The 25,752-nt window shown below is 72.6% G+C and carries 23 protein-coding genes; 11 read left to right on the top strand and 12 right to left on the bottom strand.

Annotation, left to right across the window (positions count from 1 at the left end; translation table 11 throughout):
* On the top strand, window positions 1–633 hold the full coding sequence (locus O7627_RS05375) for a maleylpyruvate isomerase family mycothiol-dependent enzyme (RefSeq protein WP_278092383.1): 633 nt from the start codon (window positions 1–3) through the stop codon (window positions 631–633).
* A gap of 184 nt (window positions 634–817) precedes the next feature.
* Here O7627_RS05375 and O7627_RS05370 read toward each other — a convergent pair whose 3' ends face one another.
* Window positions 818–1,927 (bottom strand): serine hydrolase domain-containing protein, encoded by a 1,110-nt coding sequence (locus O7627_RS05370; RefSeq protein ID WP_278098172.1) that lies wholly within the window; start codon window positions 1,925–1,927, stop codon window positions 818–820.
* A 400-nt stretch (window positions 1,928–2,327) separates the two neighbouring features.
* On the opposite strand from O7627_RS05370, the gene O7627_RS05365 reads away from it, so the two are divergent.
* Window positions 2,328–3,461 (top strand): M20/M25/M40 family metallo-hydrolase, encoded by a 1,134-nt coding sequence (locus tag O7627_RS05365; RefSeq protein WP_278092382.1) that lies wholly within the window; start codon window positions 2,328–2,330, stop codon window positions 3,459–3,461.
* Window positions 3,462–3,605: 144 nt separating this feature from the next.
* Window positions 3,606–4,640, top strand: coding sequence for an SIS domain-containing protein (locus O7627_RS05360; RefSeq protein ID WP_278098171.1), 1,035 nt, complete (start codon window positions 3,606–3,608; stop codon window positions 4,638–4,640).
* Between the two features lie 3 nt (window positions 4,641–4,643).
* Here the strand turns inward: O7627_RS05360 and O7627_RS05355 are convergent, their stop codons facing one another.
* The gene (locus O7627_RS05355) at window positions 4,644–8,045 is read right to left on the bottom strand and encodes an SIS domain-containing protein (protein WP_278092381.1); all 3,402 of its coding nucleotides are present in this window, start codon (window positions 8,043–8,045) and stop codon (window positions 4,644–4,646) included.
* A gap of 318 nt (window positions 8,046–8,363) precedes the next feature.
* On the opposite strand from O7627_RS05355, the gene O7627_RS05350 reads away from it, so the two are divergent.
* From O7627_RS05350 to O7627_RS05335, 4 genes are all read left to right on the top strand, one after another.
* The gene (locus O7627_RS05350; protein WP_278092380.1) at window positions 8,364–8,720 is read left to right on the top strand and encodes a hypothetical protein; all 357 of its coding nucleotides are present in this window, start codon (window positions 8,364–8,366) and stop codon (window positions 8,718–8,720) included.
* Window positions 8,707–9,753 carry a hypothetical protein gene (locus O7627_RS37135; protein WP_347404640.1) on the top strand — a complete coding sequence of 349 codons (1,047 nt, stop codon included), beginning with the start codon at window positions 8,707–8,709 and terminating at the stop codon, window positions 9,751–9,753. The genes O7627_RS05350 and O7627_RS37135 overlap by 14 nt, the downstream gene beginning before the upstream one ends.
* 307 nt (window positions 9,754–10,060) lie before the next feature.
* A complete protein-coding gene (locus O7627_RS05340; protein WP_278092379.1) occupies window positions 10,061–10,975 on the top strand; it encodes a DUF559 domain-containing protein in 915 nt (304 codons plus the stop codon).
* 207 nt (window positions 10,976–11,182) lie between these two features.
* The gene (locus tag O7627_RS05335; RefSeq protein ID WP_278092378.1) at window positions 11,183–11,749 is read left to right on the top strand and encodes an N-acetyltransferase; all 567 of its coding nucleotides are present in this window, start codon (window positions 11,183–11,185) and stop codon (window positions 11,747–11,749) included.
* Between the two features lie 238 nt (window positions 11,750–11,987).
* Here the strand turns inward: O7627_RS05335 and O7627_RS05330 are convergent, their stop codons facing one another.
* The 6 genes from O7627_RS05330 to rnhA form a co-directional block, all read right to left on the bottom strand.
* On the bottom strand, window positions 11,988–12,260 hold the full coding sequence (locus O7627_RS05330) for a YbaB/EbfC family nucleoid-associated protein (protein ID WP_278092377.1): 273 nt from the start codon (window positions 12,258–12,260) through the stop codon (window positions 11,988–11,990).
* A gap of 69 nt (window positions 12,261–12,329) precedes the next feature.
* The gene (locus O7627_RS05325) at window positions 12,330–13,244 is read right to left on the bottom strand and encodes a hypothetical protein (protein WP_278092376.1); all 915 of its coding nucleotides are present in this window, start codon (window positions 13,242–13,244) and stop codon (window positions 12,330–12,332) included.
* A 14-nt stretch (window positions 13,245–13,258) separates the two neighbouring features.
* The gene (locus O7627_RS05320) at window positions 13,259–13,591 is read right to left on the bottom strand and encodes a hypothetical protein (RefSeq protein WP_278092375.1); all 333 of its coding nucleotides are present in this window, start codon (window positions 13,589–13,591) and stop codon (window positions 13,259–13,261) included.
* Window positions 13,592–13,697: 106 nt separating this feature from the next.
* A complete protein-coding gene (locus tag O7627_RS05315; RefSeq protein WP_278092374.1) occupies window positions 13,698–14,318 on the bottom strand; it encodes a hypothetical protein in 621 nt (206 codons plus the stop codon).
* Between the two features lie 107 nt (window positions 14,319–14,425).
* On the bottom strand, window positions 14,426–16,348 hold the full coding sequence (htpG, locus tag O7627_RS05310; protein ID WP_278092373.1) for a molecular chaperone HtpG: 1,923 nt from the start codon (window positions 16,346–16,348) through the stop codon (window positions 14,426–14,428).
* 73 nt (window positions 16,349–16,421) lie between these two features.
* A complete protein-coding gene (gene rnhA, locus O7627_RS05305) occupies window positions 16,422–16,856 on the bottom strand; it encodes a ribonuclease HI (protein ID WP_278098170.1) in 435 nt (144 codons plus the stop codon).
* An 86-nt stretch (window positions 16,857–16,942) separates the two neighbouring features.
* On the opposite strand from rnhA, the gene O7627_RS05300 reads away from it, so the two are divergent.
* From O7627_RS05300 to O7627_RS05290, 3 genes are all read left to right on the top strand, one after another.
* On the top strand, window positions 16,943–17,980 hold the full coding sequence (locus tag O7627_RS05300; protein WP_278092372.1) for a LacI family DNA-binding transcriptional regulator: 1,038 nt from the start codon (window positions 16,943–16,945) through the stop codon (window positions 17,978–17,980).
* A 209-nt stretch (window positions 17,981–18,189) separates the two neighbouring features.
* Window positions 18,190–19,542: a PHB depolymerase family esterase gene (locus O7627_RS05295; RefSeq protein WP_278092371.1), complete on the top strand. Its 1,353-nt coding sequence runs from the start codon at window positions 18,190–18,192 to the stop codon at window positions 19,540–19,542.
* A gap of 151 nt (window positions 19,543–19,693) precedes the next feature.
* A complete protein-coding gene (locus O7627_RS05290; protein ID WP_278092370.1) occupies window positions 19,694–20,719 on the top strand; it encodes a hypothetical protein in 1,026 nt (341 codons plus the stop codon).
* 272 nt (window positions 20,720–20,991) lie between these two features.
* On the opposite strand, the gene O7627_RS05285 is transcribed toward O7627_RS05290, so the two are convergent.
* Both O7627_RS05285 and O7627_RS05280 read right to left on the bottom strand, forming a co-directional pair.
* A complete protein-coding gene (locus O7627_RS05285) occupies window positions 20,992–21,453 on the bottom strand; it encodes an ATP-binding protein (RefSeq protein ID WP_278092369.1) in 462 nt (153 codons plus the stop codon).
* Between the two features lie 153 nt (window positions 21,454–21,606).
* Window positions 21,607–22,881 (bottom strand): erythromycin esterase family protein, encoded by a 1,275-nt coding sequence (locus tag O7627_RS05280; protein ID WP_278092368.1) that lies wholly within the window; start codon window positions 22,879–22,881, stop codon window positions 21,607–21,609.
* An 83-nt stretch (window positions 22,882–22,964) separates the two neighbouring features.
* Between O7627_RS05280 and O7627_RS05275 the strand changes: the two genes are divergently transcribed.
* Complete coding sequence (locus tag O7627_RS05275; protein ID WP_278092367.1) at window positions 22,965–23,156, top strand: DUF2795 domain-containing protein; 192 nt, start codon at window positions 22,965–22,967, stop codon at window positions 23,154–23,156.
* Window positions 23,157–23,162: 6 nt separating this feature from the next.
* On the opposite strand, the gene O7627_RS05270 is transcribed toward O7627_RS05275, so the two are convergent.
* Both O7627_RS05270 and O7627_RS05265 read right to left on the bottom strand, forming a co-directional pair.
* The gene (locus tag O7627_RS05270; RefSeq protein WP_278092366.1) at window positions 23,163–23,810 is read right to left on the bottom strand and encodes a response regulator transcription factor; all 648 of its coding nucleotides are present in this window, start codon (window positions 23,808–23,810) and stop codon (window positions 23,163–23,165) included.
* Window positions 23,774–25,744 (bottom strand): sensor histidine kinase, encoded by a 1,971-nt coding sequence (locus O7627_RS05265; RefSeq protein WP_278092365.1) that lies wholly within the window; start codon window positions 25,742–25,744, stop codon window positions 23,774–23,776. The genes O7627_RS05270 and O7627_RS05265 overlap by 37 nt, the downstream gene beginning before the upstream one ends.
* Window positions 25,745–25,752 lie beyond the last annotated feature (8 nt).

Genomic DNA, 25,752 nt, shown 5'->3' with positions numbered 1-25,752 from the left:
ATGACCGAAAAATCCAATTCCCCGGTACGCGCCCAGGTGGCGGCCGAACGACGCGAGCTGGCCGACCTGCTCGCCGGGCTGGCACCCGCCCAGTGGGACGCCCCGACACTCTGCGCCGGCTGGCGGGTCCGCGAGGTGGTCGCCCACACCACGATGCCGTTCCGGACGTCGCTGCCCCGGCTGGTGGTGGAGCTGGCCCGGTCCCGCGGCAGCTTCAACCGGATGGCCGACCGGAGCGCCCGCCGGGACGCCGCCGACCTCTCGGCCGACCAGCTGCTCGACTCGCTGCGCGCCAACGTCGAGCATCCCTGGACACCGCCCGGCAGCGGCCCGGCGGGTGCCCTGTCCCACGACGTGATCCACGGCCTCGACATCACGGTCGGCCTCGGCCTGGACCGGCGGGTCCCACCGGACCGGATGACCACCGTGCTGGCCGGGATGCTGCCCCGGAACATCGCCTTCTTCGGCACCGACCTCACCGGAGTCGAGCTGCGGGCCACCGACCTGGACTGGTGCTACGGCACCGGCACCCCGCTGCGCGGCCTCGCCCAGGACCTGCTGCTGGTGGTCTGCGGACGCCGGCTGCCGGCCGGCCACCTCCACGGCGACCCCGCCGCCCGGTTCAGCACCTGACGCCGCCACCCGGCCCGGGCCGCACGTCCGGGCCGGGCAGCAGGTCAGCACCTCGCTTCCAGTGCCGGACCCGTCGACCACCGGCCGCCCCCGTCCACCGGCCGCCCCCCGCCGACCCGGCCTTCGACCGGCCCGGTCGAGCTGATGGTCGGGGACCGACAGCCCGACCGGTCGAGGTGGACGGTCAGCGGGTGGCCGGGGCGAGCGCGCTGATGGCCGGTAGCCGCAGTGGCGCCGGTGTCGACCGGCTTGCCGACGCTGAGGCGGCACAGGCTCCCGTGAACAGGAAGTTCTGCCAGGCCACGTCGATCGGGTGCGGCTCACCGCTGAACAACTGGTAGTGGCTGTAGTTCAGCGCGGTCGAGACCTGCCGGGCACCGTCCGCGCTGTGCAGCGAGACGGTCAGCTGGCCGACCACCCCGCCGTCGTGGCCCCAGAGCGTCCCGCACGGGCTGGCCGCCTGGTAGATCCCCAGACCGTAGCCGCCGATCTCCGGCTGCTCCGGCACGAACGGGACGGTGGTCTTCATCTGCGCCAAGGTCGCCGGGCTGAGCAGTCGGCCACCGAGCAGCGCCCGGAAGAACGCGTTCAGGTCGGGCATCGTGGAGATCAGCTCCCCGGCCATCCAGGCCCACGTCATGCCGTACCGGCTGAAGTCGCGGACGCCGAGCGGCGCGAAGTAGGCACCGGCGTGCGGACCTCGGATGATCGGCTGGGCGCCCGGGAAGTAGGTGCCGGTCAGCCGCAGCGGGCGGATGATCCGCCGGGTGACCTCGGCCGCCGGGTCGTTCCCGGTGACCCGCTGCACGATCAGCCCGGCCAGGATGTAGTTGGTGTTGGAGTACGAGTGGGCCTCGCCCGGCTCACCCGTACGGGGCATGCCGGCGCCGATCGCGACCAGCTCCGCCGGGGTGTACACGGTGTTCCCCACCTCGATGACCGTGGCCAACGAGGTGAGCAGCACGTTCGTGTAGTTGCCGATCCCGCTGGTGTGGTTGAGCAGCATCCGCACCGTCACCCGCTGCCCGAGCTCACCCGGGAGCGCGTCGGGCAACCACCGACCCACCGGGTCGTCCAACCCCAGCCGGCCCTCGTCGACGAGCTGCAGCAGCACGGTGGCGACGAAGGTCTTGGTGATGCTGCCGACCCGGTGGCGCATCTCCGGCCGGGTCGGTCGGGCATTCGACAGGTCGGCGATCCCTGCCGCACCGGTCCACTCGGACCGGCCATCCCGGACGGCGGCGAACACCCCCGGTGCCCCGGCGGCCGGCACCGCCGCCAGTGACCGGCGCAGTGCGGCCCGGTCCAGCTCGGAGCCGGGTCGACCGGCGGACGTGGGCGCGCCGACAGCGCCGGCCGGTTCGGGCGCCGCGGCGGCCGCGGCGGGCAGCACCGCGACCGCGGTAAGCAGCAGCAGAGGTGTGAGTGCGGACCGGACGGCCCGGAAAAGCTTCGACATCCCTCCATGGTTGACCAGGTTCGTCCAGATCGCGTCCGTCCCGCGCCCGACCGCGCGCTCCAACCTGCGGAGGAGCCGGACGCTGCGGGTCGTCCTCAGGCACTGTGTCGCCGCGGTGGTGCGGGTGGCGCAGACTCGAACCTGGACGGCGCTGCCGTCCGCGAGACGCCGACGGGGGCGAGCGGTACCACCACCCATGCGCCGCCGTACCCGGAGCGGACTGAGAGGTGTTGTGATGCTGCTGCCCAATCTCGTCGCCCAACTGCGGGCCGCCCTGCCGGCGATGATCGCCGACATCGAGACGCTCGTGACGTGCGAGTCGCCCTCGGCCGACCTGGCCGCCGTCGCGGCGAGCGCCGACGCCGTCGCCCGGGTCGGCACCCGGCGGCTGGGGGTGCCACCAGAGTGGATCGTCCGGGACGGCCGGACCCACCTGCGGTGGCGGCTGGGCGGCGAGCCGACCCGGGTGCTGCTGCTCGGACACCACGACACGGTCTGGCCGCGCGGATCACTGGCCGCCCACCCGTTCACCGTCGTCGACGGGGTGCTGCGCGGGCCGGGCTGCTTCGACATGAAGGCCGGCCTGGTGATGGCCCTGCACGCCGCCGCCGGGCTGGTCGACCGGACCGGCGTGACGATCCTGGTCACCGGCGACGAGGAGCTCGGCTCGCCGACCTCGCGCAGCCTGATCGAGACGGAGGCGGCGGGCTGCGCGGGCGCGCTGGTGCTGGAGGCGGCCGCCGACGGCGGGGCGGTGAAGACCGAACGCAAGGGCGTCTCGCAGTACCGGGTCCGGGCGCTGGGTCGGGCCGCCCACGCCGGCCTGGAACCGGATCGCGGCGTCAACGCCACCATCGAACTGGCCCACCAGGTGCTCGCGGTCGGCACGCTCGCCGACACCGGCCGCGGCACCACCGTCACCGCGACCCGGATGTCGGCCGGCACCACCGCCAACACGGTCCCGGCGACCGGCGAGTTCGAGGTCGACGTACGCGTCCGCGACGCGGGCGAACAGCAGCGGGTCGACGCCGGGATGCGGGCCCTGCGACCGGCGCTGCGCGGCGCCGAACTGACCGTGACCGGCGGTCCGAACCGGCCGCCCCTGCCGGCGGTGGCCTCGGCCGGGCTCTTCGCCCGCGCGGCGGCGCTCGCCGCCCAGCTCGGCATGCCGCCGCTGACCGCCGTCGCGGTGGGTGGCGCCTCCGACGGCAACCTCACCGCCGGCATCGGTACGCCCACCCTGGACGGCCTCGGCGCGGTCGGCGGCGGCGCCCACGCCGACGACGAGCACGTTCTCATCGCGGAGCTGCCCCGGCGGACCGCCCTGGTCGCGGCGCTGATCGCCAGCCTGCGCCACGACGGCGCCTAGCAACGACTCGGGCCGCGCCCACACAGGGCGCCCTGCTTGTTTCGTTGCGATTGATCTTCTATTCGTGCAAGACTGAGCATGGAAGGGACAGGATTCGCGCACGGATCGGCATGAGGGAGCGTCATGACCACTCCTGGCTCAGGGATGGCAGCGGACATCTCGGAACAGCCCGAGGCGTACGCCCGGCTGCTCGGGGCGGACCACTCGGGGCGGATCGCCGAGGTCGCGGCCGCCATCGCCCGGCGGCGACCCCGGCACGTCGTGCTCACCGCGCGCGGCACCTCCGACTACGCGGCGCTCTACGGCGCGTACCTCGCCGAGATCCGGCTGGGGCTGCCGGCCGGGCTGGCCTCGCCGAGCGTCACCACCCTCTTCGGCGCCCGCCCGGACTACTCCCAGGCCCTGGTGGTCGGGGTCTCCCAGAGCGGCCACTCGCCCGACCTCTGCGAGGTCGTCAAGGTCGCCCGGGAAGCCGGCGCACTCACCCTCGGCATCACGAACGAGCCCGACTCGGAGCTGGCCGGCATCGCCGAACTGGTGATCGATCTCTCGGTCGGCGTCGAACGCGCCCTGCCGGCCACCAAGACCTACACCGCCGAACTGCTCGCCCTGCTGATGGTGATCGAGGGGGTCCGGGCCGGCGACGGGCGGCTGCCCGCCGACGAGCGCGCCGTCCTGGACACCCTGCCGGAGCTGGCCGCCACCACCCTCGCCGATGACACCCCGGCCGAGCTCGCGCCCCGCTACCGGTTCGCCAACACCCTGGTCACCGCCGGCCGGGGCTACGGCTACCCGACCGCCCGCGAGGTTGCCCACAAGATCATGGAAACCTCGTACCTGCCGGCGCTCGCGTTCTCCGGGGCGGACCTGCTGCACGGGCCGCTGGCCGTCACCGATCCCGACGTACCCGTCCTCGCGGTCGTCGGCGGCGGACCCGGCGGCGCCTCGATGCGCGAGGTGGTCACGAAGGTCGGCCAGCGGCGCGCGGACGTGGTGGTGGTCTCCGCCACCGACGTGCCCGGCACCACCGCCCGACTCCCGGTGCCCGCCGTCGACGAGCGGTACGCGCCGCTGCTGGACATCCTGCCGCTGCAGCGGCTGACCCACGCGCTGGCGCTCGCCCGGGGCGAGAACCCGGACTCCCCCACCGGCATCACGAAGGTCACCCCGACGAGGTGACCGTCACGCCGCCCCGGTGAGCTGGCGGCTCACCTCGTCGACCGGGGCGAGCAGCACCGTCTCGACCGGCAGCGCGGCCAGCCCGGCCGGGTCGAAGCGGGTGTCCGTCTCGGTGACCGCCGCCCGCACCTCCTCCAGCCGGGTGCCGGTCAGATCCAGCAACTCCACCAGATGCGCCGGATCGACCCGCTCACGCAGCACCACGTGCGCCAGCGTCAACGCGTGCACCCGGGTGCCGGTCCGCTCCGGGATCATCAGCACCAGCCGGCCGTCCCGGCCGCCCCGCACCAGCCGGACCATCCGGGACTGCACCGCCAACCGCTTGGAACCACTCAGCTCGGTGCCGCCATCCGCCCGGCTGGCCAGGTCCCGGGCGATCCCGGTCTTGCGGGTGACCCGCACCGTGGTCCGCTCCGGCGCCCAGCCGATCTGGTAACGGGTGGTCCCCGCCACCGCCGCCACCACCCGGGAGAACGCCCGCAGCGCCATCAGCACCGGGTAGCTCACCACCGAAGGATCGCCGCCGGCCTCGGTGACCGCCGCCGTCAACGGGTTCTCCAACAGGTCGGAGTCACCCCGCGAGGTGCCGACGGTGACCGTCTTGGCCTGGTGCTTCACCGAGTCGATCGAGCGGGTCAACTCGTCCACCGCCGAGGTGATCCGCTCCCGGACGAACTCGACCGGGTCGGCCGCCTCCGCCGGCAGCGACTCCATCGCCGCCGTACCGTGCCGCAGCAGCAGCGCCGCCTGCCAGAGCCGGATCGCGGTGTCGCTGGTCAGCACGCCGCGGACCGAACCGGTCGCCGCCTCGGCGAGGAACTGGTGCAGGTTGTCGCAGGCCCGGTCGAGATCGTCGAGGCCGAGCAGACCGGCGTCCACCGAGCCCTCCAGGGCGGCCAACGCCTCCCGCAGCGGATCCGCCCGCCGGTCGATCGCCCGCGCGCAGTGGTACGCGAACAGGTGCCCGGCGGCCGTGCTCAGGATCCAGGCGAACGCGGGGTGAGCGGCCGGCACCCGGACCACCCAGTCCGTCGCCCACGGCACGTCGACCCCCTCGTCCACCACCACCACCGGCGCGTTGCGGTGGGCGGCGAAGATGTCCACCTCCTTGGTCAGGTCACGGATCTGGCCGGGCGGCGCCCCGGCCGCGCAGACCAGCACGAACGCCTCGGCCGAGAGGTCCACGTGCTTCTTGTCCTCGACCGCGTCGGTGGAGATGGTCTTGTAACAGAGCTCCGAGAGCTTGATCCGGCTCTCCTCGGCGGCCACCCGGTTCGGGCCGGAACCGACCACCGTCCAGTACGGATACCTGATCGCCACCTCGGAGATCTCCGCGACGGTCGGCGCCAGCTGGTGCAGCGCCTCGATCTGGTGCGGCAGCTCCAGCAACGCGCGCAGCAGCGAGTCCTCCAGATCCGGCGCCAGCCGGTCACAGACCCGGGCGATCTGCAGCGCCAGCAACGCGCCGGTCGCCGCCTGCGAGTAGAACGCCTTGGTGGAGGCCACCGCCATCTCGACGTCCCGGCCGTCCGAGGTGTAGAGCACCCCGTCGCTCTTGTGCGCCAGGTCGCTGTCACGCCGGTTCACGATCGCCAGCACCGCCGCGCCCCGGGACCGGGCCATGTCCACCGCCCGGTTCGTGTCGGTGGTCGACCCGGACTGGCTCACCGCGACCAGGCAGACCGCGGACATGTCCGCCCGCAGCCCCCAGGCGGAGAGCTCGGTGGCGGGCATCGCCTCCACCGACAGCGCCGGATGCAGCAACTGGCGGGCCACGTTCGCGATGCCCTTGCAGGCCACCGCGGCCGTACCCTGCCCCACGAAGATCAGCTCGGTGAGCTGGCCGGCGGCGAAGCGCTCCCGCAACGCCGCCGGGAAGGTCGTCTCGCCAAGCGCCACCACCAGCCGCTCCCCGTCGACCGCGTACCGACCGCGCAGGCTCTTGCGGAACGACGACGGCGCCTCGGTGATCTCCTTCTCCAGATAGTGGTCGAAGCTGCCCCGCGCCACGTCCCGGGTGGTGATCTCGGCGGTGGAGAGATCCTCCTCGGTGACCGGCCGGACCTGACCGGCCAGGGTGTACGCGCGCAGCGCGGCGAGCGTGCCCGCCCCGGCCCGGTCCAGGGCGACCACCGACCCGGCCCCCTCCTCGCCCTCGCCCGCCGCGGTGCCGTCCAACCGCAGGTAGGTGTCGGTCCAGCCGACCAGGCCGTACACCTCGCTGGCCACCAGGAAGCAGCCCGGCGCGAAGCCGACGTAGAGGCCCTGCCCGCTGCCCTGCACGGCCAGCAGCAGCCGGTCCGGCGCCGCGTCGGTCTGCGCGCCGATCGCGAACGAACCGTGATACCGGCGTACGCAGTGAGCCAGCGCCCGGGCCGGCTCGGTCCCGGCGTCGACCTCGGCGGCCAGCATCACCGGGATCAGCTTCGCGTCGGTGCTCACCCCGGCCGGGTCGGCCGGCAGCCGCAGCCGCTCCCGCAGCTCGACGTGGTTGTCGATGTCCCCGTTCAGCACGGCGGTCGCCAAGCCGCCGCCGGTCGCCGAACCGGTCTCGCTGTCGACCGGGTGGGCGTTGGCCTCCGAGATCCGCCCGACGCTGGCCCACCGGGTGTGCGCGAGCACCGTCACCCGGGCGCCGGGCAGGGCGAGCAGGGCGTGCAGGTCGCCGTCGGCGGCGATCGCGGCCCGCAGGTACGCGACGTTGTCACCGAGCCGGCCGATTATCGACGCTCGCTTGTAGACCACCGAGAGGCCGCCCCGGAAGAACCGCACCGCGCGGTGCCGGTAGTCGGCGTCGACCCGGGACCGCAGCGCGTCGGGCAACTCGGCCGCCGCCGGCTGCTCGTCGAAGGTGATCCAGACCTGGACGCCGGCGGAGTCCCGGCCGCGTACCTCAAGCCGGTCGACCGCGTCCAGCACCGCGTCCAGCGCGAGGTAGCTGCGGGCGGCGGCCAGGGTGGCGATCCCGGCGGGCGCCAGCCCGCCGATCCGGGTGGCCGCCTCGATCCGGTCATTGCCGATCGTCCAGACCAGGTCGCGCGCCCGGACGGCCAGTCGCTGGGTCCGCTCCAGCAGGTCGGCGTCCCAGGACGCGCCGGAGTCGTCGAGCACGTCGTCCAGTTCGGCGAGCCAGCGTTCCAGCGCCCGCAGCCGGTCGGCGGTCCCGGCCCGCAACCGGGGGGTGACCGCGAGCCGGTGGATGGCAGCCGGTGCCGTGTACAGCTCGGCGGCCGCGCCCAGGCTCTTGACGAACCAGTCGAGACCGGCGGTCACCTCACCGGGTACGCCGCGCGCGGCGGTCAGGTCGACGGCGGGCGGATCGGGCAGGATCTCCAGCAACTGGCGGTCCGACACGCCCTCCGAGTCGCCGCTGTAGTCCGGTAGCGCCGCGACGATCCCACACACCTCGAAAACCTCCACCGGTCGGGCACAGTCGGCCGGCCACGACGGTAGCGCACGAGACCTCGGCGCACCGGACGAAACGTCCGTACCGGCCGTTAGTCGCCGACTCGGGCCGTTAGTCGCGGACCCGGGCCGTTAGTCGGTGCGCCGGTGGCCGAAGAGGCGACCGATGCGGGTGCCCGTCCGCGACCGCCGGACGGCCCCGCCCGTTGCCCGCGCGGGTTACCGTTCAGAGGGTGACCGAGCAGCAGTGCCGGAGGCTTGGTTCGCCGGTGGACACCCGTGGGGTGAGACCGCGACCACGATCAGTACAGTGGGGACGTGTCTCTATGGATCGCCGCGACGTGGGGACTTGTCGGCAGCGTGGTGGCGGAGGCGCTCAACCTCTACGGGATGATGCGCCCCACCACCGAGTCGAGGGGCCGGTGGCGGTGGCCGTGGCGGGACAGGCGGGACCGCCCGATCGTGATGTTCGCGGTGCTGTTGCGGGCCGTCGCCGGCACGGGTCTCGCTGCGGCGGCCGGAGCCGGTGGGCTCGCCACCACCGCGTTCGCCACCTTCACCTTCGGCGTGGTGGCCCCGCTCTTCATCGCCAAGATGTTCGATCAGGTGCGGGTGCTCGACAAGCCGCCGGTCGATCCGAACTGGCCCGGGGGTGACGGCGATGACCCGGTCTGACGGCTTCGTCCAGCGGCTGATCTCGGCGCTGGCCGCCCGACCCGCCACCACGACCGCACCGGTGCCGCTGCGGACCCGGACCAAGTTGGCCGCGGCCCTGGCCGCCCGCCCGGTCCTCGACCCCTACGCCGAAGGCGAGCCGGAGGGCCGCGCCTACCGCCCGCCGGACCTGGGCGAGAAGCTCGCCGGCCGGGTCCGGCTGGTCGTCGCCGAACTGCTCGGGGTCACCCCGGACCAGCTGCGACTGGACTCCGACGGGGACATCGGCATCCGCGCCGGTTCGGCCATGATCTTCGTACGGGCAATGGAGGATCCGCCCCTGGTGGACGTCTTCTCCCCGCTGCTCAGCGGGGTGCAGCCCACCGAGACGCTCTACCAGCGACTGTCCGATCTGACCAACGGCATGGCGCTGGGTCGGATCTACTGCACCGGCGACACCGTCTGGGCGTCCATTCCGGTCTTCGGCCAGGACTTCCAGGCCACCCACCTGCTGCTGGCGATCAAGGCGATGATGGAGATCGCCGACGATCTCGACGACGAGCTGCGCGCCGAGTTCGGCGGCAGCCGGTTCTTCGGATCGGAGGCGGCCGGCATGATCCCGGTCCCCGATCCCACCGGCTACCTGCGCAACCTGGCTGAGTCCGGCGAATCCGACGCCGGCCGGGTGCTGGCCGACCTGCTCGCCGACCGGGGCCATGTGGACGAGCTGCGCAGCCTCGCCGAAAGCGGTGACTGGCACGCCGCCTCCCGGTTGGCGGCTCTCCTGTACGACCAGGGCCACGCCGGCGAGGCCGAGCGTTTCTGGCGGCTCGCCGCCGACCAGGGCGAGCCGACCGCCCGGATCGAGCTGGCCGGCCTGCTGGTCAACCAGGACCGGGTCGACGAGGCGATCGAGTTGCTGCGCTCCGGCGTCATCGACGACGACTGGCGCTGCGTCGGCCTGCTGCTGACCCTGTTGACCCGGCAGGGCCACCTGGACGAGGCAACCGACCTGCTCCGCACCTGGGCCGACCGCTGGCCCACCCGCCCCTGACCCCACACCGCACCCCACGCCCGCACCGCGCGCCCCGCCCTCACCTCGCGCCCGCGCCTCGCCCCGCGCCCCGCGCCTCACCTCGCCCCGCGCCCCGCGCCTCACCTCGCCCCGCGCCCCGCGCCTCACCTCGCCCCGCGCCCCGCGTCCGCGACTCACCTCGCCCGCGCCTCGCCCCGCGTGCCGCTGAGGTCGGCTGGCCCGATCCGCCCGTTCTGGCCGTCCAGCCCGCCGTGACCCGTCCGGCTGGTGGTTCCGGGTGGGGGTGGGGCAGCGGCGTGACGGTCGGGCACGGCAAGCTGGGGCGATGCCCCGCGCTGCCGTTGTTCCCCGCGACCTGTCGTTCGTGCCGTTCTCCGGCCGCCGGGCCGTCGCCGACGGGTTGCTCACCAGGCGGATGCTGGTCGGGCCGACCTGGCGCCGACTGCTACCGGACGTCTACATCCACGCCGACGCCTACCAGGCCGACGACCACCGGATGTGGTGCGACGCGGTCGCGCTCCGGCTCCCGGCCGGCGCCGCGATCGGCGGGCTCAGCGCCGCGTACCTGCACGGGGTGGACCTGCTGCCCCGTGACAGTCCGGTCTCGGTTGTCCTGCCCGGCACCACCCGGTCCCGCCCGCACCCGCGAGTAGCTGTCACCTACGCCGACCTGGCGACCGACGACATGACGACATTCGCCGCGCTGCCACTCACCACGGGCGTGCGTACCGCCTTCGACCTCGGCCGGCGGCTGCCGCGTACCGAGGCGCTGGTCGCGCTGGACGCTCTGCTGCACCGCAAGGTGGTCCGGCCGCCCGAGCTGGCCGCATATCTGAGCGGGCACCCGAGGTGGCCCGGTGCGGCGCAGCTCCGCGAGCTGCTGGCCGTCGCCGAGCCACGGACGGAGTCTCCGATGGAGACCCGGCTCCGGCTGATCCTGCTCGACGCCGGGCTCCCACCCCTGACGGCCCAACACACCGTCCGCACCGCGAACGGCCGCCACCTGGGCCGGATCGACCTCGCCTACCCGGATTGGCGGATCGCCATCGAGTACGAGGGTGATCATCATCGGGAACGCGCGCACTTCCGTCGCGACGTCGCCCGTCTCAACGCACTGCGCGCGCACGGCTGGCTCGTGCTCCGCTTCACCGCCGACGACGTAAGACAACATCCCGGACAAATAGTCACCCACGTCACCGCCGCCATCCGCGAACGCCGACGGCAGGGGCTCACGAGGTGAACACCAGTTACCCTACCTCGCAGTTTTAAGGTAACTGGCGTTCACCTCGTTCCTGAAACCACCCACCACCCGCCGCGCCGACGCGGAAAGGTGAGACCGGAAAGCGCGGCGCAGAGGTGTGGCGCACGGAATGTGCGGCGCGGGGAGGGCGCGCGGAGCAGGGAAGGGGTGCGCGCGGGGTGCCGGAGAGCATGGAAGGGCTGCCGCATGAGTGACGGACGGGCGGTTGGGTGCCGCGCTGAGGAGCGCGGGGACCACGAGGCCGTACGCGAGTTGCACCGGGAGGCGTTCGGCGACCACGGGCGGATGGTGGCCGACCTGGTCGACGACCTGCGGGAGAGCATCACCGCGGACAACGGGCTATCCCTGGTCGCCGAGGACGGCGGCCGGGTGATCGGGCAGGTGATGTTCACCCGCGGCCTGCTGGACGCTCCGCGCCGCCTGGTCGAGGTGCAGGTCCTCAGCCCGCTGGCGGTGCTCCCGGCCCGGCAGCGCGAAGGCGTCGGCGCGGCGCTGATCCGGCACGGGCTGGAGACCATGGTGGAGCGGGGCGTACCGCTGGTGTTTCTGGAGGGCGACCCGCGTTACTACGCCCGCTTCGGCTTCGAGCCGGGCGGCGGACACGGCTTTCGCCGGCCGTCGCTGCGTATACCGGAGCGGGCGTTCCAGGTGATCCGGCTGCCGACCTACGAGCCGTGGCACACCGGGACGTTCGTCTACTCGGAGACCTTCTGGCGCCACGACGCCGTCGGCCTGCGGGACAGCACCGCCTGACCGACGGCGCACGGACGCGCGCCAGAACCACCAGCCGCATGGCGCGCGCCAGAACTCACCCGCCGCCAGACAGAAGCCAGGAACGGCCCGCCGCGTGGCGGGCGCCAGGAGACGCCCGAGGCGTGGCGAACGCCAGGAGACGGCCCGAGGCGTGGCAGGCACCAGGAGACGGCCCGAGGCGTGGCGGGCACCAGGAGACGGCCCGAGGCGTGGCGGGCACCGGAAATGGGCTCGTCGGCTAGCGGCTGGGTGGGAAGGCCTCGGCCAAGACTGCGTCGGTGTGTGCGGCGGCGGTCTGTCGGGCCAGCCGGATGGTGTCGTTGATGCGCCAGCCGAGGTCGTCGGCGGTCAGCTCCACCGCCCTCGGGTCCAGGCTGACGTTCTCGACCCGGCCGGCGTGGTCCACCACAACCCACACCATCCCCAGGTCGTCGCCGGCCCGGAAGGACGTCTCCCGCAACTGGCCCACCTGCGCGGCGAGCTGCTCACCGGCCGATCCGATCTCGGCCATGAAACGCTCCATCCGGTCCAACGCCGGGTATTCCATCGCACTCCCCTTCCACCGCTGGCCGGCCCGGTCTCAGTTCAACGAGTCGAGCAGGTCCTGAAACAGCCGGCTGCCGAACTTCAAGTCGTCCTTGTAGGTGTCGTCCATCAAATAGTTGCGGTCCCTCTTGCCGTCGCTGATCAGGTCCCAGGCGCCTACGGCGGCATCGCTTCCGGCGCCGGCGTATCCCGTCAGGTTGACAGGGGAGATCAAGTTGAATGCGGTGATCGGAACGGCGAGCAACACGGCGTGCTTGACCTTGAGCTCCCCCCACTCCTTCCACGAGATGCCCGACGTCTTCATCTTCTTCTTCAGCACCTGCAACTGCGTCCGGAGATCCGCCACCTTGGCAGCCAGGTCGCGCAGAAGTCGGGAGAGCTGCCCGAAAATCGCACCGAGCCGCCGGACGATCCGCCAGCCCTCGGTCATGGTCGCGGCAAGCCGGGTCAACCACCGAGCCGCGAAGGCCAGCACCGCAAGGCCGCCGGACAGTAGGCCCAAGGCCACGGAGACCACCGCCTCCCGCACGAACGCGATCGCGAAGCCGGCGATCAGTTCGAGCAGCAGGTTCACGGCATCCGCCGCCGCCCGGTGTGCCGCCGTCAGCACCTCCGCCACCTGGTTGAGAGAGGCGACCAGCAGGCGTACCTGTTCGTCGTTGTCGGCCATCAGGACGTCGAACGCGTCGGCCGACCCGCCACACCAGCCACCGTCGGTGGCCGCCGCCCGGTCCTTCGACTGCGCCACGCCGAGGTCGGCGAGCTTCTTCGCATCCGCCCGCATCCGTTCGGCCGCCGCCCACAGCTCGTCCGGATCACCTGTGCCGTACTCCAACAGAGATTGCAGGGCGTCGGCGGCCTGCTGGGCGATGTGCCGGACCTCGACCGGGGTCCTCGCGACGAAGTCGTCGAGGTAGGTGCTGGTGCGTTCCGCGATGGCGGTTGACATTGCAGGCTCCCTCGTCAGAATCGGGCATCCGGGTTCAGGCTGCGGTACCGGTCGAAGATGTTGTCGTCGGCGGCCACGCAGGACTGCCGGACCATCTCGACCGCGCCGGCGACGGAGGCGGTCAACTCGGCGTACTCGCGGATTCCGTCGCCGGCCGCGGTCAGAGTGTGCTGGTAGCTCTCGAAGAGCTCCGACGACACCAACGGGATGTAGCCGAAGGCCGACCCATCCAACGGCTCCGCGACCACCTCGGCGGCGACCCGCGTGAAGTCACCGGCCCGGTCCAGGATGGACATTGCGAGTGCGCGGAGCATGTCCGCCTCTACCCGGTAGCCGTTCTCCGCCATCGTGCGCTCCCTGGTGACTCCTCCGCCGGCTGTCCAGACCGACGCTAGGCGCACGCGAGCCTCCGCACACCGGCACAATTGCCGGTGTCGGTCAAGTCCAGGCGGGTCAGGTCCGGAAGGCGGGCGCGGTCCGATCGAGGAAGGCGCAGCCGGTCGCCAGCAGGAGTGGCAGGTGCTCCGCTATCTCGGCGGCGATGCCGGCGGCCGTCAACCCGGCATCTCCCTCGGCGTAGTAGGCGCACGCCGCCCAGAGGCTGTCATTGAGCAAGGAGAACGACCACAGCCCGTAGACGGTGCTGGGGACGGCGAGAACGGGGCGGCCGGCCGGCCCGATGCGGTGCTCGTCGGGCGCCTCGGGCGTCCCGCCGAGCCCCTGGGCCAGCGGGAACAACCGGTGCCCACTGAAGACCGGCGCCAGATCGCCGTCGGTGTCCAACTCCACCAGTAGGCCGCGGTCGACCAGGTCGGCCACCACCTTCGCCGGCCCGTACACCGGCACCGGAGCGCGCTCCAGCGCGTCCACAAGTGATGCCCGGTCGACCGTCAACGCGGCGTGGCCCTCGTGATCGGCGAACGCGGCCGACCAGACCGCCGCCTCGGTCTCGGTCAACTCGATCAGATCGTCGCCGAGATGCACCTCGTGGCATTCCGGCAGCGGATCCGGTGGCGTCGCGTACCGGAATCTCGGCCCCATCGACAATCCGGCCGGCACGATCACCTTCGGCATCGGTCCTCCCCCATGGTCCCCCCACTGAGGAGATCACCATAGGCGGACGCGCCGCCGAATCATGAGAATGACTCGGCGGCGCGCCGCGTGCGGGGTGGGCGGCCGGCTCAGAGGGTGCGGGCCAGGCGGTCGGCGAGCAGCCGGGCGAACCGGGCCGGGTCGGTGAGTTCACCGCCCTCGGCGAGCAGCGCGGTGCCGTACAGCAGCTCGGCGGTTTCGGGCAGCGCGGGGTCGTCGGCGCGCTCGCCGTACGCGGACCGCAACCCCGTCACCAGCGGGTGCTCCGGGTTGAGTTCGAGAATCCGCTTGATCTTCGGACCCTCCTGCCCCATCGCCCGGTACATCTTCTCCAGCGTCGGGGTCATGTCGTTGGCGTCGCTGACCAGGCAGGCCGGCGAGGTGGTGAGCCGGGTCGAGAGCCGGACCTCCTTCACCTGCTCGGTGAGCTGTTCGGTAAGCCAACCGAGCAGCGGCGCGAACTCCTCCTTGCGCTGGTCGCGCTCGGCGTCGTCGGCCTTGCCCTCGGCGTCGGCGGCGGCGAGGTCGACCTGGCCCTTGGCGATCGACTGCAGCTTCCGGCCGTCGTACTCGCGCACCGACTCGACCCAGACCTCGTCCACCGGGTCGGTCAGCAGCAGCACCTCGTACCCCTTGGCCTGGAAGGCCTCCATGTGCGGCGAGTTCTCGATCATCGACCGGGACTCGCCGGTCATGTAGTAGATCTCCTCCTGGCCGTCCTTCATCCGCTCCACGTACTGGGCCAGGGTGGTCAGCTTCTCGGCGTCGGCGGTGGAGGCGAAGGAGGAGATGTCGAGGATCGCCCGCTGGTTCTCGAAGTCGTTGAGCAGGCCCTCCTTGACGGCTCGGCCGAACTCGCGCCAGAAGGTGCGGTATTTGGTGTCGTCCTCGGCCGTCATCAGGTCCTTGACGGTGGCGAGCACCTTCTTGACCAGTCGGCGGCGCATCAGCTGGATCTGCCGGTCCTGCTGCAGGATCTCCCGGGAGATGTTGAGCGAGAGGTCCTGCGCGTCGACCACGCCCTTGACGAAGCGCAGGTACTCGGGCATCAGCTCCTGGCAGTCGTCCATGATGAAGACGCGCTTGACGTAGAGCTGGACGCCGCGCCGGGCGTCGCGCTGGAACAGGTCGAAGGGCGCCTGCGACGGCAGGAACAGCAGGGCCTCGTACTCGAAGGTCCCCTCCGCCTTCATCTGGATGGTTTCCAGCGGATCGGTCCAGTCGTGGCTGACGTGCTTGTAGAACTCCTTGTACTCCTCCTCGGAGACCTCCGACTTGGGCCGGGCCCAGAGCGCCTTCATCGAATTGAGGGTGACGACCTCGGTGGTGGCCTCCTCGCCCTCACCGCCCGGGCGCTCGACCGTCATCCGGATCGGCCAGGCGATGAAGTCGGAGTATTTCTTGACGATCTCCCGGATCTTCCATTCGTCGGTGTAGTCGAAGAGGCTGTCCTCCTCGTCCTTCGGCTTGAGGTGCACGGTGACCGTGGTGCCCTGCGGCGCGTCCGGCGCGTCGGAGATCGTGTAGGTGCCCTCACCCGCCGACTCCCAGCGGGTGCCGGCCGCCTCGCCGGCCTTGCGGGTGAGCAGCGTCACCCGGTCGGCGACCATGAAGGTCGAGTAGAAACCCACTCCGAACTGCCCGATCAGGTCCTTGGAGGCGGCCGCGTCCTGCGATTCCTTCAGCTGCCGCAGCATCTCGGCGGTGCCGGACTTGGCGATCGTGCCGATCAGGCCGACCACCTCGTCGCGGGACATGCCGATGCCGTTGTCCCGGACGACGAGCGTCCGCTGTTCGCGGTCCGCCTCGATCTCGATGTGCAGGTCGTCGATGTCGGCGTCAAGATCCTTGTCGACGAGCGCGCCGATCCGGAGCTTGTCGAGCGCGTCGGAGGCGTTGGAAATGAGCTCCCGGAGAAAGATGTCCTTGTTCGAATAGATCGAGTGGACCATCAACTGCAAGAGCTGCCGCGCCTCGGCCTGGAACTCAAGCGTTTCGACCGGAGTGCTCATGTAATCCCTTCCCTCGCGGTGACCCTTTCCCCGACGGATGGTACGACCCACCGGCGATCTTGCCGCCCGAAGGTCAGCGCCGCGCCTCCCGCAGGCCGCGGACCGCCAACTGGTCGGCGCGCTCGTTCTCCGGATGGCCGGCGTGCCCCTTCACCCAGTGCCAGCGCACCTGGTGCCGGCCCGCCGCGGAGTCCAGCCGCTGCCACAGGTCGACGTTCTTCACCGGCTGCCGGCCGGTGGTCTGCCAGCCGTTGCTCTTCCAGCGCGGCAGCCACTTGGTGATGCCGTCGCGCACGTAGGTGCTGTCGGTGTACAGCAGCACCACCGCCGGCCGGGTCAGGCTCTCCAGCGCGCGGATCGGCGCCATCAGCTCCATCCGGTTGTTCGTGGTGGCGGTCGACTCGCCGCCGTACAGCTCCTTCTCCCGGTCCCCGTAGCGCAGCACCGCGCCCCACCCGCCCGGCCCGGGGTTGCCGCTGCACGCCCCGTCGGTGTAGATCTCCACCATCCGCTCCGCCACCCCGGCACCATACTCACCGGCCCACCGGTGGTCACCGACCCGGCCGCGCCGTCGGGACACATAGACTCACCGACATGTCGACTACCGGCGTCGAGCACCCGGAGGACGAGCGCCGGCGGGCGCGGATGACCGTCGCCCGGATAGCCCGGATCGCGGGCGTCTCGGCGCCGACCGTCTCCCGGGTGATCAACGGCCAGTCCGGGGTGGCGTCGGACACCCGGCAGCGGGTCGAGGAGGTCATCCGCGCACACGGCTACCGCCGCCCCGAGGGCAGTGGTGCGGCGGCCATCCTGGAGCTGGTCTTCCACGCGGTCGAGAGCCCCTGGGCGCTGGAGATCATCCAGGGCGTCAGCCGGGCGGCCCGGGAGCACGACCTGGCGGTGGTGCTGACCGAGCTGCAGGGGCAGCTCACCCCGGGGCGGGGCTGGACCGAGCAGATTCTGGCCCACCGGCCGACCGGGGTGGTGGCGGTCTTCTCCGAGCTGACCGTCGAGCAGCAGTCCCAGCTCGCCAGCCGGTCGATTCCGCTGGTGGTGCTGGATCCGACCGGCGAGCCGCTGCACCAGACCCCGTCGGTCGGCGCCACCAACTGGACCGGTGGGCTGGTCGCCACCCGCCACCTGCTGGAGCTGGGCCACCGGCGGATCGCGATGATCTGTGGCCCGGTCGAGTGGCCGTGCTGCCGGGCCCGGCTGGACGGCTACCGGGCCGCGATGGACGCCGCCGGGGTCGAGGTCGACCCCGATCTGGTACGCATCCACCCGCTCTACGTCGAGGGCGGGCTGGCGGGCGCGACCGAACTGCTCCGGTTGCCCGATCCGCCGACGGCGATCTTCACCGCGAACGACCTGCAGTCCGTCGGCGTCTACCAGGCCGCCCGACGGGCCGGGGTCGGCATTCCCGACCGGCTGAGCGTCGTCGGCTTCGACGATCTGTCGTTCGCCGAGTGGGCGATGCCGCCGTTGACCACGATCCGTCAGCCGCTGGCCCAGATGGGCGCCACCTCGGTGGAGCTGGTGGTCGCGCTGGCCGCCGGGGAACGTCTGCCGCAGCACCGGATCGAGCTGGCCACCACCCTGGTGGTGCGGGAGAGCACCGCCCCGCCCGGCTGACCCGCTGCGAGTTCCGCCTTGCAAGGGCCGCTGACCGCGGCCGACCAACCGCTCGCCGCACCTGAGCGGTTCCGGGTTGTGTCCTGAAACATTTCGATAGACACTTTTGAATATTTCAGGGAGTCGGCGACCGGTCGAGGGCTCCGGGCGCCGCCGACCGGCCAGTTTCCGGATGACACGAAACGGAAGGTCGAGAAGAAATGAGAGTGATGAACAGGGCGCTCGGCGGCGTGGCGGCGGCCGCGATGGTGGCGGCCGCCTGGCTGCTGGTGGCCACCCCGCCGCCCGCGTCGGCGGCCACCCTGACCGAGGTGACCGGCTTCGGCACCAACCCGAGCAATCTCCGGATGCACCTCTACGTCCCGGACAACGTGGCACCCCGGCCGGCGGTCGTGCTGGCGATCCACTACTGCACCGGCTCCGGCCCGGCCTTCTACTCGGGCACCGAGTTCGCCTCGCTGGCCGACCGGCACGGCTTCATCGTCATCTACCCGTCCGCCACCCGGTCCGGCTCCTGCTTCGACGTCTCCTCGCCGCAGGCCCTGCGCCGCGACGGCGGCAGCGACCCGGTCGGGCTGATCTCGATGGTCCGGTACGTCCTGCAGCGCAACAACGGCGACCCGAACCGGGTCTACGTCACCGGTGCCTCCTCCGGCGCGATGATGACGAACGTCATGCTCGGCAACTACCCCGACGTCTTCAAGGCCGGCGCGGCCTTCTCGGGCGTACCGTTCGCCTGCTTCGCCACCACCGACGGCTCCGCCTGGAACAGCGCCTGCGCCAACGGCCAGCTCAGCCGCACCCCGCAGGAGTGGGGCAACCTGGTGCGCGGGGCCTACCCCGGCTACACCGGCGCCCGACCCCGGATGCAGATCTGGCACGGCACCAACGACGACATCCTGCGCTACCCGAACTTCAACGAGCAGATCAAGCAGTGGACGAACGTGCACGGGCTCAGCCAGACCCCCACCTCCACCGACACTCCGCAGTCGGGCTGGACCCGGACCCGGTACGGCAACAGCGGCGCCACCGCGCCGGTCGAGGCGATCAGCCTGCAGGGCGTCGGGCACAACCTGCCCGGCGGCGGGATGGCGGCGCTGGCCATCGCGTTCTTCGGCATGAACAGCGGCCCGACGCCGAGCACCACCCCGACCGGTCCGTCCCCGTCGCCGACCACCCCCGGCCCGACGCCCACCGTCAGCCCCACGCCGACCCCCACACCGACTCCCACGCCGCCGGTCGGGGCCGGGTGCCGGGTCGGCTACACCGTCAACGCCTGGAACACCGGCCTGACCGCGTCCGTCACCATCACCAACACCGGCACCACGGCGGTCAACGGCTGGACGCTGGCCTTCAGCCTGCCGGCCGGACAGACCATCACGTCGGGCTGGAACGCCTCGTACTCGCCGAACAGCGGCCAGGTCACCGCCCGCAACGCCAGCTACAACGGCACCATCGCCCCGAACGCCTCGACGAACATCGGCTTCCAGGCCACCCACACCGGCAACTCCGGCCGGCCGTCCTCCTTCACCCTCAACGGCGCCGCCTGCACCGTCGCCTGAACCCGGTCGCCCAGACCGGACACCCGGGCCCCGCCCTCGCGGCGGGGCCCGGGCCCGGCGGAACGACCCCGACGACACCGCCGACTTTGGTCTACCCGGTCGAGCCGCATGCCCGCTGCGCACGCCAACCGCCGCCCGTAGCGTCACCGCCATGACACGGCAGAACCCGCCGCCCGGCCCGAGCCGACCGCGGCGACGCGTCACCCCGGCGCTCGGGCTGTTCCTGCTCGCGCCGCTGGTCGCGGAGTACCTGCTCGGCAACATCGCGATCGACCAGCTCGCCGGGCTGCTGGTGCTGGCCCCGATGTACGGCGGCGGCGCGCTGCTGATCCGGGAGGTCACCCGGCGGGCCGGCCGCGGCTGGCCGACCATGTTCCTGCTGGCGCTGGCGTACGGCCTGCTGGAGGCCGGCCTGCTCGACCAGTCCCTGTTCAACCCCTCCTACCTCGGGTACGACTTCCAGACCACCGCGCACGTCCCGCAGCTCGGCGTCAGTGCCTACTACGCGCTGCTCTTCCTCATCGGACACACGGTCTGGAGCATCGCCGTGCCGATCGCACTGGTCGAGAGCTTCACCCCGGCCCACCGGACCACCCCGTGGCTGGGCCGGTTCGGGCTCGCGGTCACCGCGCTGGTCTTCGTGGCCGGCAGCGGCTTCATCTTCTACGACCACCAGGTGACCGAGGACTTCCTACCCGAGCGCCGGCAACTGCTCGGCACCGCCGGGCTGATCCTGCTGCTGATCGTGGTCGCGTTCCTCGTCCGCCGGTCCCGGCAGCGACCGGCGACCGGCCGGCCGGCGCCCGACCCGTGGCTGGTCGGCGGGGTCGCGTTCCTCGCCGGCAGCCTGTTCTGGCGGATTCCGGAGGACCGCAACGGAGTCGCCCTCGGGATCGCGCTCGTGCTGGTGCTCGCGGTGGTGGTGCTGCGCTGGGCCCGCCGGCCGGGGTGGGACGCCCGGCACCGGCTGGCGCTGGCCGCCGGGGCGGTGCTCACCTACTGCTGGTTCTCGTTCACCATCCCGCCGATGCTCGGCTCGACCGGCCGCACCGACCTGATCGGCAACGCGGTCTTCGCCGCCGCCGCGGTCCTGCTGCTGCTGGCCGCCGGCCGGGCCGTGCGGACCGGGCGCGCCCGGCGGGCCGACCGGCCGGCGCCGGCACCGGACCGGTCCTGATCGGGTGGTACGCCGGGACGGCGGCCGGCTGGTGGCGCTCGGCTGGGTCGGCCCGCGCGGGGCGGTCTTCGTGGAGCTGGGTCGACGACGGGGTGCTGCACGAGGCGATCGACGCCCTGCCGCCCCCGGCGGGGGAGATCATCGGCTGGGGATGGGGTTCGAAATGGGGCGGCACCCTCAACCTGCGTCACACGGTTCCCGGCACCGATGACCGCGAGGTGTACTACCAGTGGAACTGGAGAGTACTTCCAGCCGTCGTGACGCTCCAGGAGCTACCGGCCGGGCAGCCGGGCGCTCACCCGGACCACGGTGCCGTCCGGGCCGCTCTCGATCGACATCGTGTCGCAGACCTGGCTCGCCAGCCAGAGACCGAGGCCGCCGGTCGGCGACGGGCGGGGCGGGACGGCCCAGGAGGTCCGCGCCTCGACGTCGAACCCGGGGCCCTCGTCGCTGATCTCCGCGATCAGCTCCCCGTTGCGCCACACCCGCATCACGCCACCACCGCCGCCGTGCCGGACGGCGTTGCTCATCGCCTCGTTGACGGCGAGCACGAAGTCGTCGGCCGGCCCGGCGTCCAGTCCGGCCGCCGCGGCGTGCTCGCCGACCTGACGCCGCAGGCCGGTGACCTCACCCTCGGCGAAGCGGGTCTCCAGCAGGCAGCGCTGGTCCTCGGCGACCCGAGGCGCCGCGCCGCGGGTGGGATCCGGTACGCCAGGCGTGGGACCCTGCACCATTACGCCCCTTCCGCAGCCCCGGTCGGACGACCGGGTTCGTCCGCTCGACTGTCTTGGTACCCCCTCAAGTACCCCGAGCGGCGGTGGCGAACCGTCCCGGACGGCAACGAGACAGTGACCGAATTTCCGGATCCGCCCCGGTCAGCCGCGAGATCAGACGCCCGCCGGGTAGGTCTCCATCTCGCCCGGCGTGACATCGGCCGGCAGCGGATGCAGCGCGCTGGTCCGGTCACACCACACGAAGGCGTCGTAGCGCTCCCCGAAGCGGGTCGGGACGTAGTTGCCCCACTGCTCGAACGACGGGTCGTACACCACCCCGATGGCCCGGTGGTCCGCCTCGGCGGTGAACCAGTCCGGGCGGTCGCCGTGCGACAGGATCAGCACCGCCCGCTCCGGCAGCATCGTGTGCAGCCGATCTTCGAGCGTGCCCGGCCGGGCCGGTGGCACGGTCATCACCTCGGCCGGCGCCCCCCACCTCGGCGCGGCGACCACCCGCCCCTGGTAGCTGCCGAAGCCCACCAGCACCGCTCCGTCGGCGCCGTACCGCTCGCGGGCCAGTTGGCCGATGTTGACCAGCCCGGCGCCGGCCATGTCGGTGGCCCGGGCGTCGCCGACGTGGGTGTTGTGCGCCCAGACCACGCCGCGGGACAGCGGGCCGTACCGGTCGAGCAGCCGGTCCAGGGTGTCGGTCATGTGGGTGTCCCGGATGTTCCAGGACTCCGGTCCGCCACCGACCATCGCCCGGTAGTACCGCTCGGCCCGGGCGATCACCTCCGCGTTCTGCCAGGCCGCGAAGCGGTCGGACGCGTCGGCCCCGCCGGACCCGGCGGCCGCGGCCCGCTCGCGGGTGCGGGCCAGCAACGTCACCACCTCGTCCTCGCAGCGGGCCGAGACGAACCGACTGGCGATGCCGTACTCCTCGACCTGCCGGCCGTACGGCTCGAAGCAGCGGTATGCCTCCTGGGCGGCCTCCAGCGAACCCGGGTCCTCCTCGCCGAGGTAGTCGAAGATCGCCTGCATCGACTCCCAGAGGCTGTAGATGTCCAGGCCGTGGAAGCCGACCCGACCCGGCTCCGGCCGCTCGGAGTTCCAGGCCCGCAGCCACTGACAGAACCGGGACACCTCGGCGTTGGACCACATCCAGGTCGGCCACCGCTCGAACCGCTCGAGCGCCACCTGCGGGTCCGGGTCGCCACCCGGCGCGAGGGTCACCGACCGGTTCACCCGTTCACAGTCCGGCCAGTCCCCCTCGACCGCGACGAACGAGAACCCGCACTCGGCGATCAACCGCCGGGTCAGCTGCTCACGCAGCCGGTAGTAGTCGTAGCTGCCGTGACTGGCCTCGCCGAGCAGCACCACCCGGGCGTCCGCGACGCGCTCCAGCAGCGGATCGAAGTCGCCCGGACCGCCGAACCGGTGAACCAGCATGTCCGCGGCTACCCGGCCGCCGCGCACACAAACGCCGGGCGGCCGGCGGTGTGCCGGCTTTGGATCCCGGGTACGGAATGACCATGACCGTTGACCCGATTCCGTCGTGGGAGGCCCTGAACGGGCTCGACTACCCGGTTTCCAAGGAGGATCTGATCCGGCGGGCGCAGGAGCTCGGCGCCAGCACCGAAACCCTGCAGTCGCTGCGTTCGCTGCCGGTGGAGCGGTTCGATTCGCCGGCCGCCGTCGGCGAGGCCCTCGGCGGCCTCGGCTGACCCGCGTCAGCGGCCGTCCAGGTACGCCAGCACCGCCAGCACCCGCCGGTTGTCGTCGTCCGACGGCGCCAGCTCCAGCTTGGTGAAGATGCTCGCGGTGTGCTTGCCCACCGCGCTCTCGCTGAGGAAGAGCCGCTGCCCGATCGCGCTGTTGGACCGCCCCTCGGCCATCAGCTCCAGCACCTCCCGTTCGCGCGGGGTGAGCCGGCCGAGCGGTTCGCCCCGGCCCGGCCGGGCCAGCAGCCGGGCGATCACCTCCGGGTCCATCGCGGTCCCGCCGGCCGCCACCCGCCGGACCGCGTCGATGAACTGGTCGCCGTTGAAGACCCGGTCCTTGAGCAGGTAGCCGATCCCGCCGGTGCCGTCGGCCAGCAGCTCCCGGGCGTAGAGCTGCTCGACATGCTGGGAGAGCACCAGCACCGGCAGGCCGGGCAGCTCCCGGCGGGCCGCCAGCGCCGCCTGCAGGCCCTCATCGGTCTGGGTGGGCGGCAGCCGCACGTCGACCACCGCCACGTCCGGCCGCAGCCCGGTCAGCGCCTCGCGCAGCTCCGGCCCGGTCGCCACGGCCGCCACCACGTCGAAGCCGTGCGCGGTCAACAGCCGGGCCAGCCCGTCCCTCAGCAGGTAGAGGTCTTCGGCGAGGACGACGCGCATGGGATCTCCAGGGTCACGCTGGTGGGGCCGCCGGCCGGGCTGGCCACCAGCACGGTGCCGTCGAATGTACCGAGCCGGCGTCGCACCCCGCGCAGGCCGCTGCCGGCCGCCGGGTCCGCGCCACCCCGGCCGTCATCGCGTACGGTGATCCGCAGCCGGCCGCCGGTGTGCCGCAGATCGACCGATATCCGGTTGGCCCGGGCGTGCTTCACGGCGTTGGCGAGCAGTTCGCTGACCCCGAACCAGGCCGCCGTCTCGATCGGTTCGGGGAGCCGGCCGGGCAGGTCGGCGGCGACGTCGACCGGCACCGGCAGGTCCAGCGCCAGCGCCCGTACCGCGTCGCCGAGGCCCCGCTCGGCCAGCACCGGTGGGTGGATGCCCCGGACCAGGTCGCGCAGCTCGGCCAGGGCGCGGACCGAGCCGTCCCGGGCCTGCGCCAACAGCTCCCGGGCGGCGGCCGGGTCGCGGTCGAGCAGCTGCTCGATGGTGCCCAGGGTGAGCCCGAGTGCCACCAGCCGGGCCTGCGCGCCGTCGTGCAGGTCCCGCTCGATCCGGCGCAGCTCGTTGGCCTGTGCCTCGGTGGCGTCCGCCCGGCTCTCGGCGAGCTGCCGGACCCGCTGGGCGAGCCGGGCCCGCTCGGTCGGGGCGAGCAGTACCCGGGTCCACCGGCCGTGCCAGCGCAGCACGGCGGGTGCCAGCGCCAGGCCGACCGCCATCATCGCGAACCCTCCGACGACCAGCCCCAGCCCGACCGGGACGGCCCAGCCGACCGGCAGGGCGGGCGCGTCGACCCCGGTGAGCGCCACCCGCCAGCCGGTCGCCTCGCGGGCGCCGAGCAGCTGCCACAGCCGGGGCAGCACCAGCCCCCAGTAGCCGTACCAGGTCAGGACCGGCGGGATGAGCAGCAGCAGCCCGCCGACCAGCGGGTCGGTCACCAGCCAGAGGGTCTCCCGCCAGGTCGCCGGGTCGCGGGTGAGCCAGCGCAGCCGCTGGTTGTAGCGGGTCCACCTCGGGGTCCGGTACAGGTGCCGGCCGACCTGGTAGAGCCCGTCCGGGCGGGGCTCGGGCAGCTCCGGCCGGGGCAGGTACGGCGCCGGCACGTCAACGCCGGACCAGGCCCCGGCGAGCTGCCGGCGCAGGTTCGCCAGCCAGCGGAAGTGTTCGATCAGCGGCGGAAGCACGACGACGAGACCGAGGCCGTACCCCAGTCCGATCCCGATCACGGTCAGCACCGCCATCGGCACCGCGACCAGGGTGAGCCCGAGCAGGCAGAGCAGTCGCAGCATGGCCAGCAGCCGGCCGGCCAGCCAATTCTTGAGTCCGGTCATCCCGGCCCGGTCCACCGGTGCCCGCAGCAGCAGGCGGGTCCAGCGGCCGTGCAGCCGGACCAGCGCCGGGGCCGCGGCGAACCCGGCCAGCACGCCGGCCGCCCCCGTCGGCACCGCCCACCAGTCCTGCCCGGCGCGGCTGACCGTCAGCCAGGCACCGGCGACGATCAGGGCCGGCGCGGAGCCGGCGAGGAGCCCGCCGATCACCGGGTTGAGCAGCAGCCAGGCCAGGTCGCGGTGGGTGGCGATGTCGCCCAGCACCCAGTCCAGCCGGGCCAGCAGGGCGGGCGCCCCCGGCCGCCGGTAGAGCTGGTTGCCGTGCTGGTAGCGGCCGTCCGGTCCGGGGCGCGGCGGGGCCGGCCGGGGCCGGTAGGGCCGGCCGACGACCACCCCGGACCACCGGGCGGCGAGCCGGCGGGCCAGGTTCGGCAGTGGTCGGGCCGCCTCGATCGGGTCCGGCAGCAGGAACACCATCCCGAGCCCGAATCCGGGCAGGAACAGCAGCGCGTGCAGCGCGAGGGAGAGCGCCGAGCCGACCGCGAGCCCGACCAGCGCCACCGCCCGGGCGACGGCGACCAGATGCCGCCCGACCACGCCTCTCGTCATGCCCTGAA

It is taken from the genome of Solwaraspora sp. WMMD1047 (assembly GCF_029626155.1).
GTDB lineage: Bacteria > Actinomycetota > Actinomycetes > Mycobacteriales > Micromonosporaceae > WMMD1047.
Note: the sequence above shows the minus strand (reverse complement) of the source record. Positions and strands in the feature narration are given on the sequence as shown.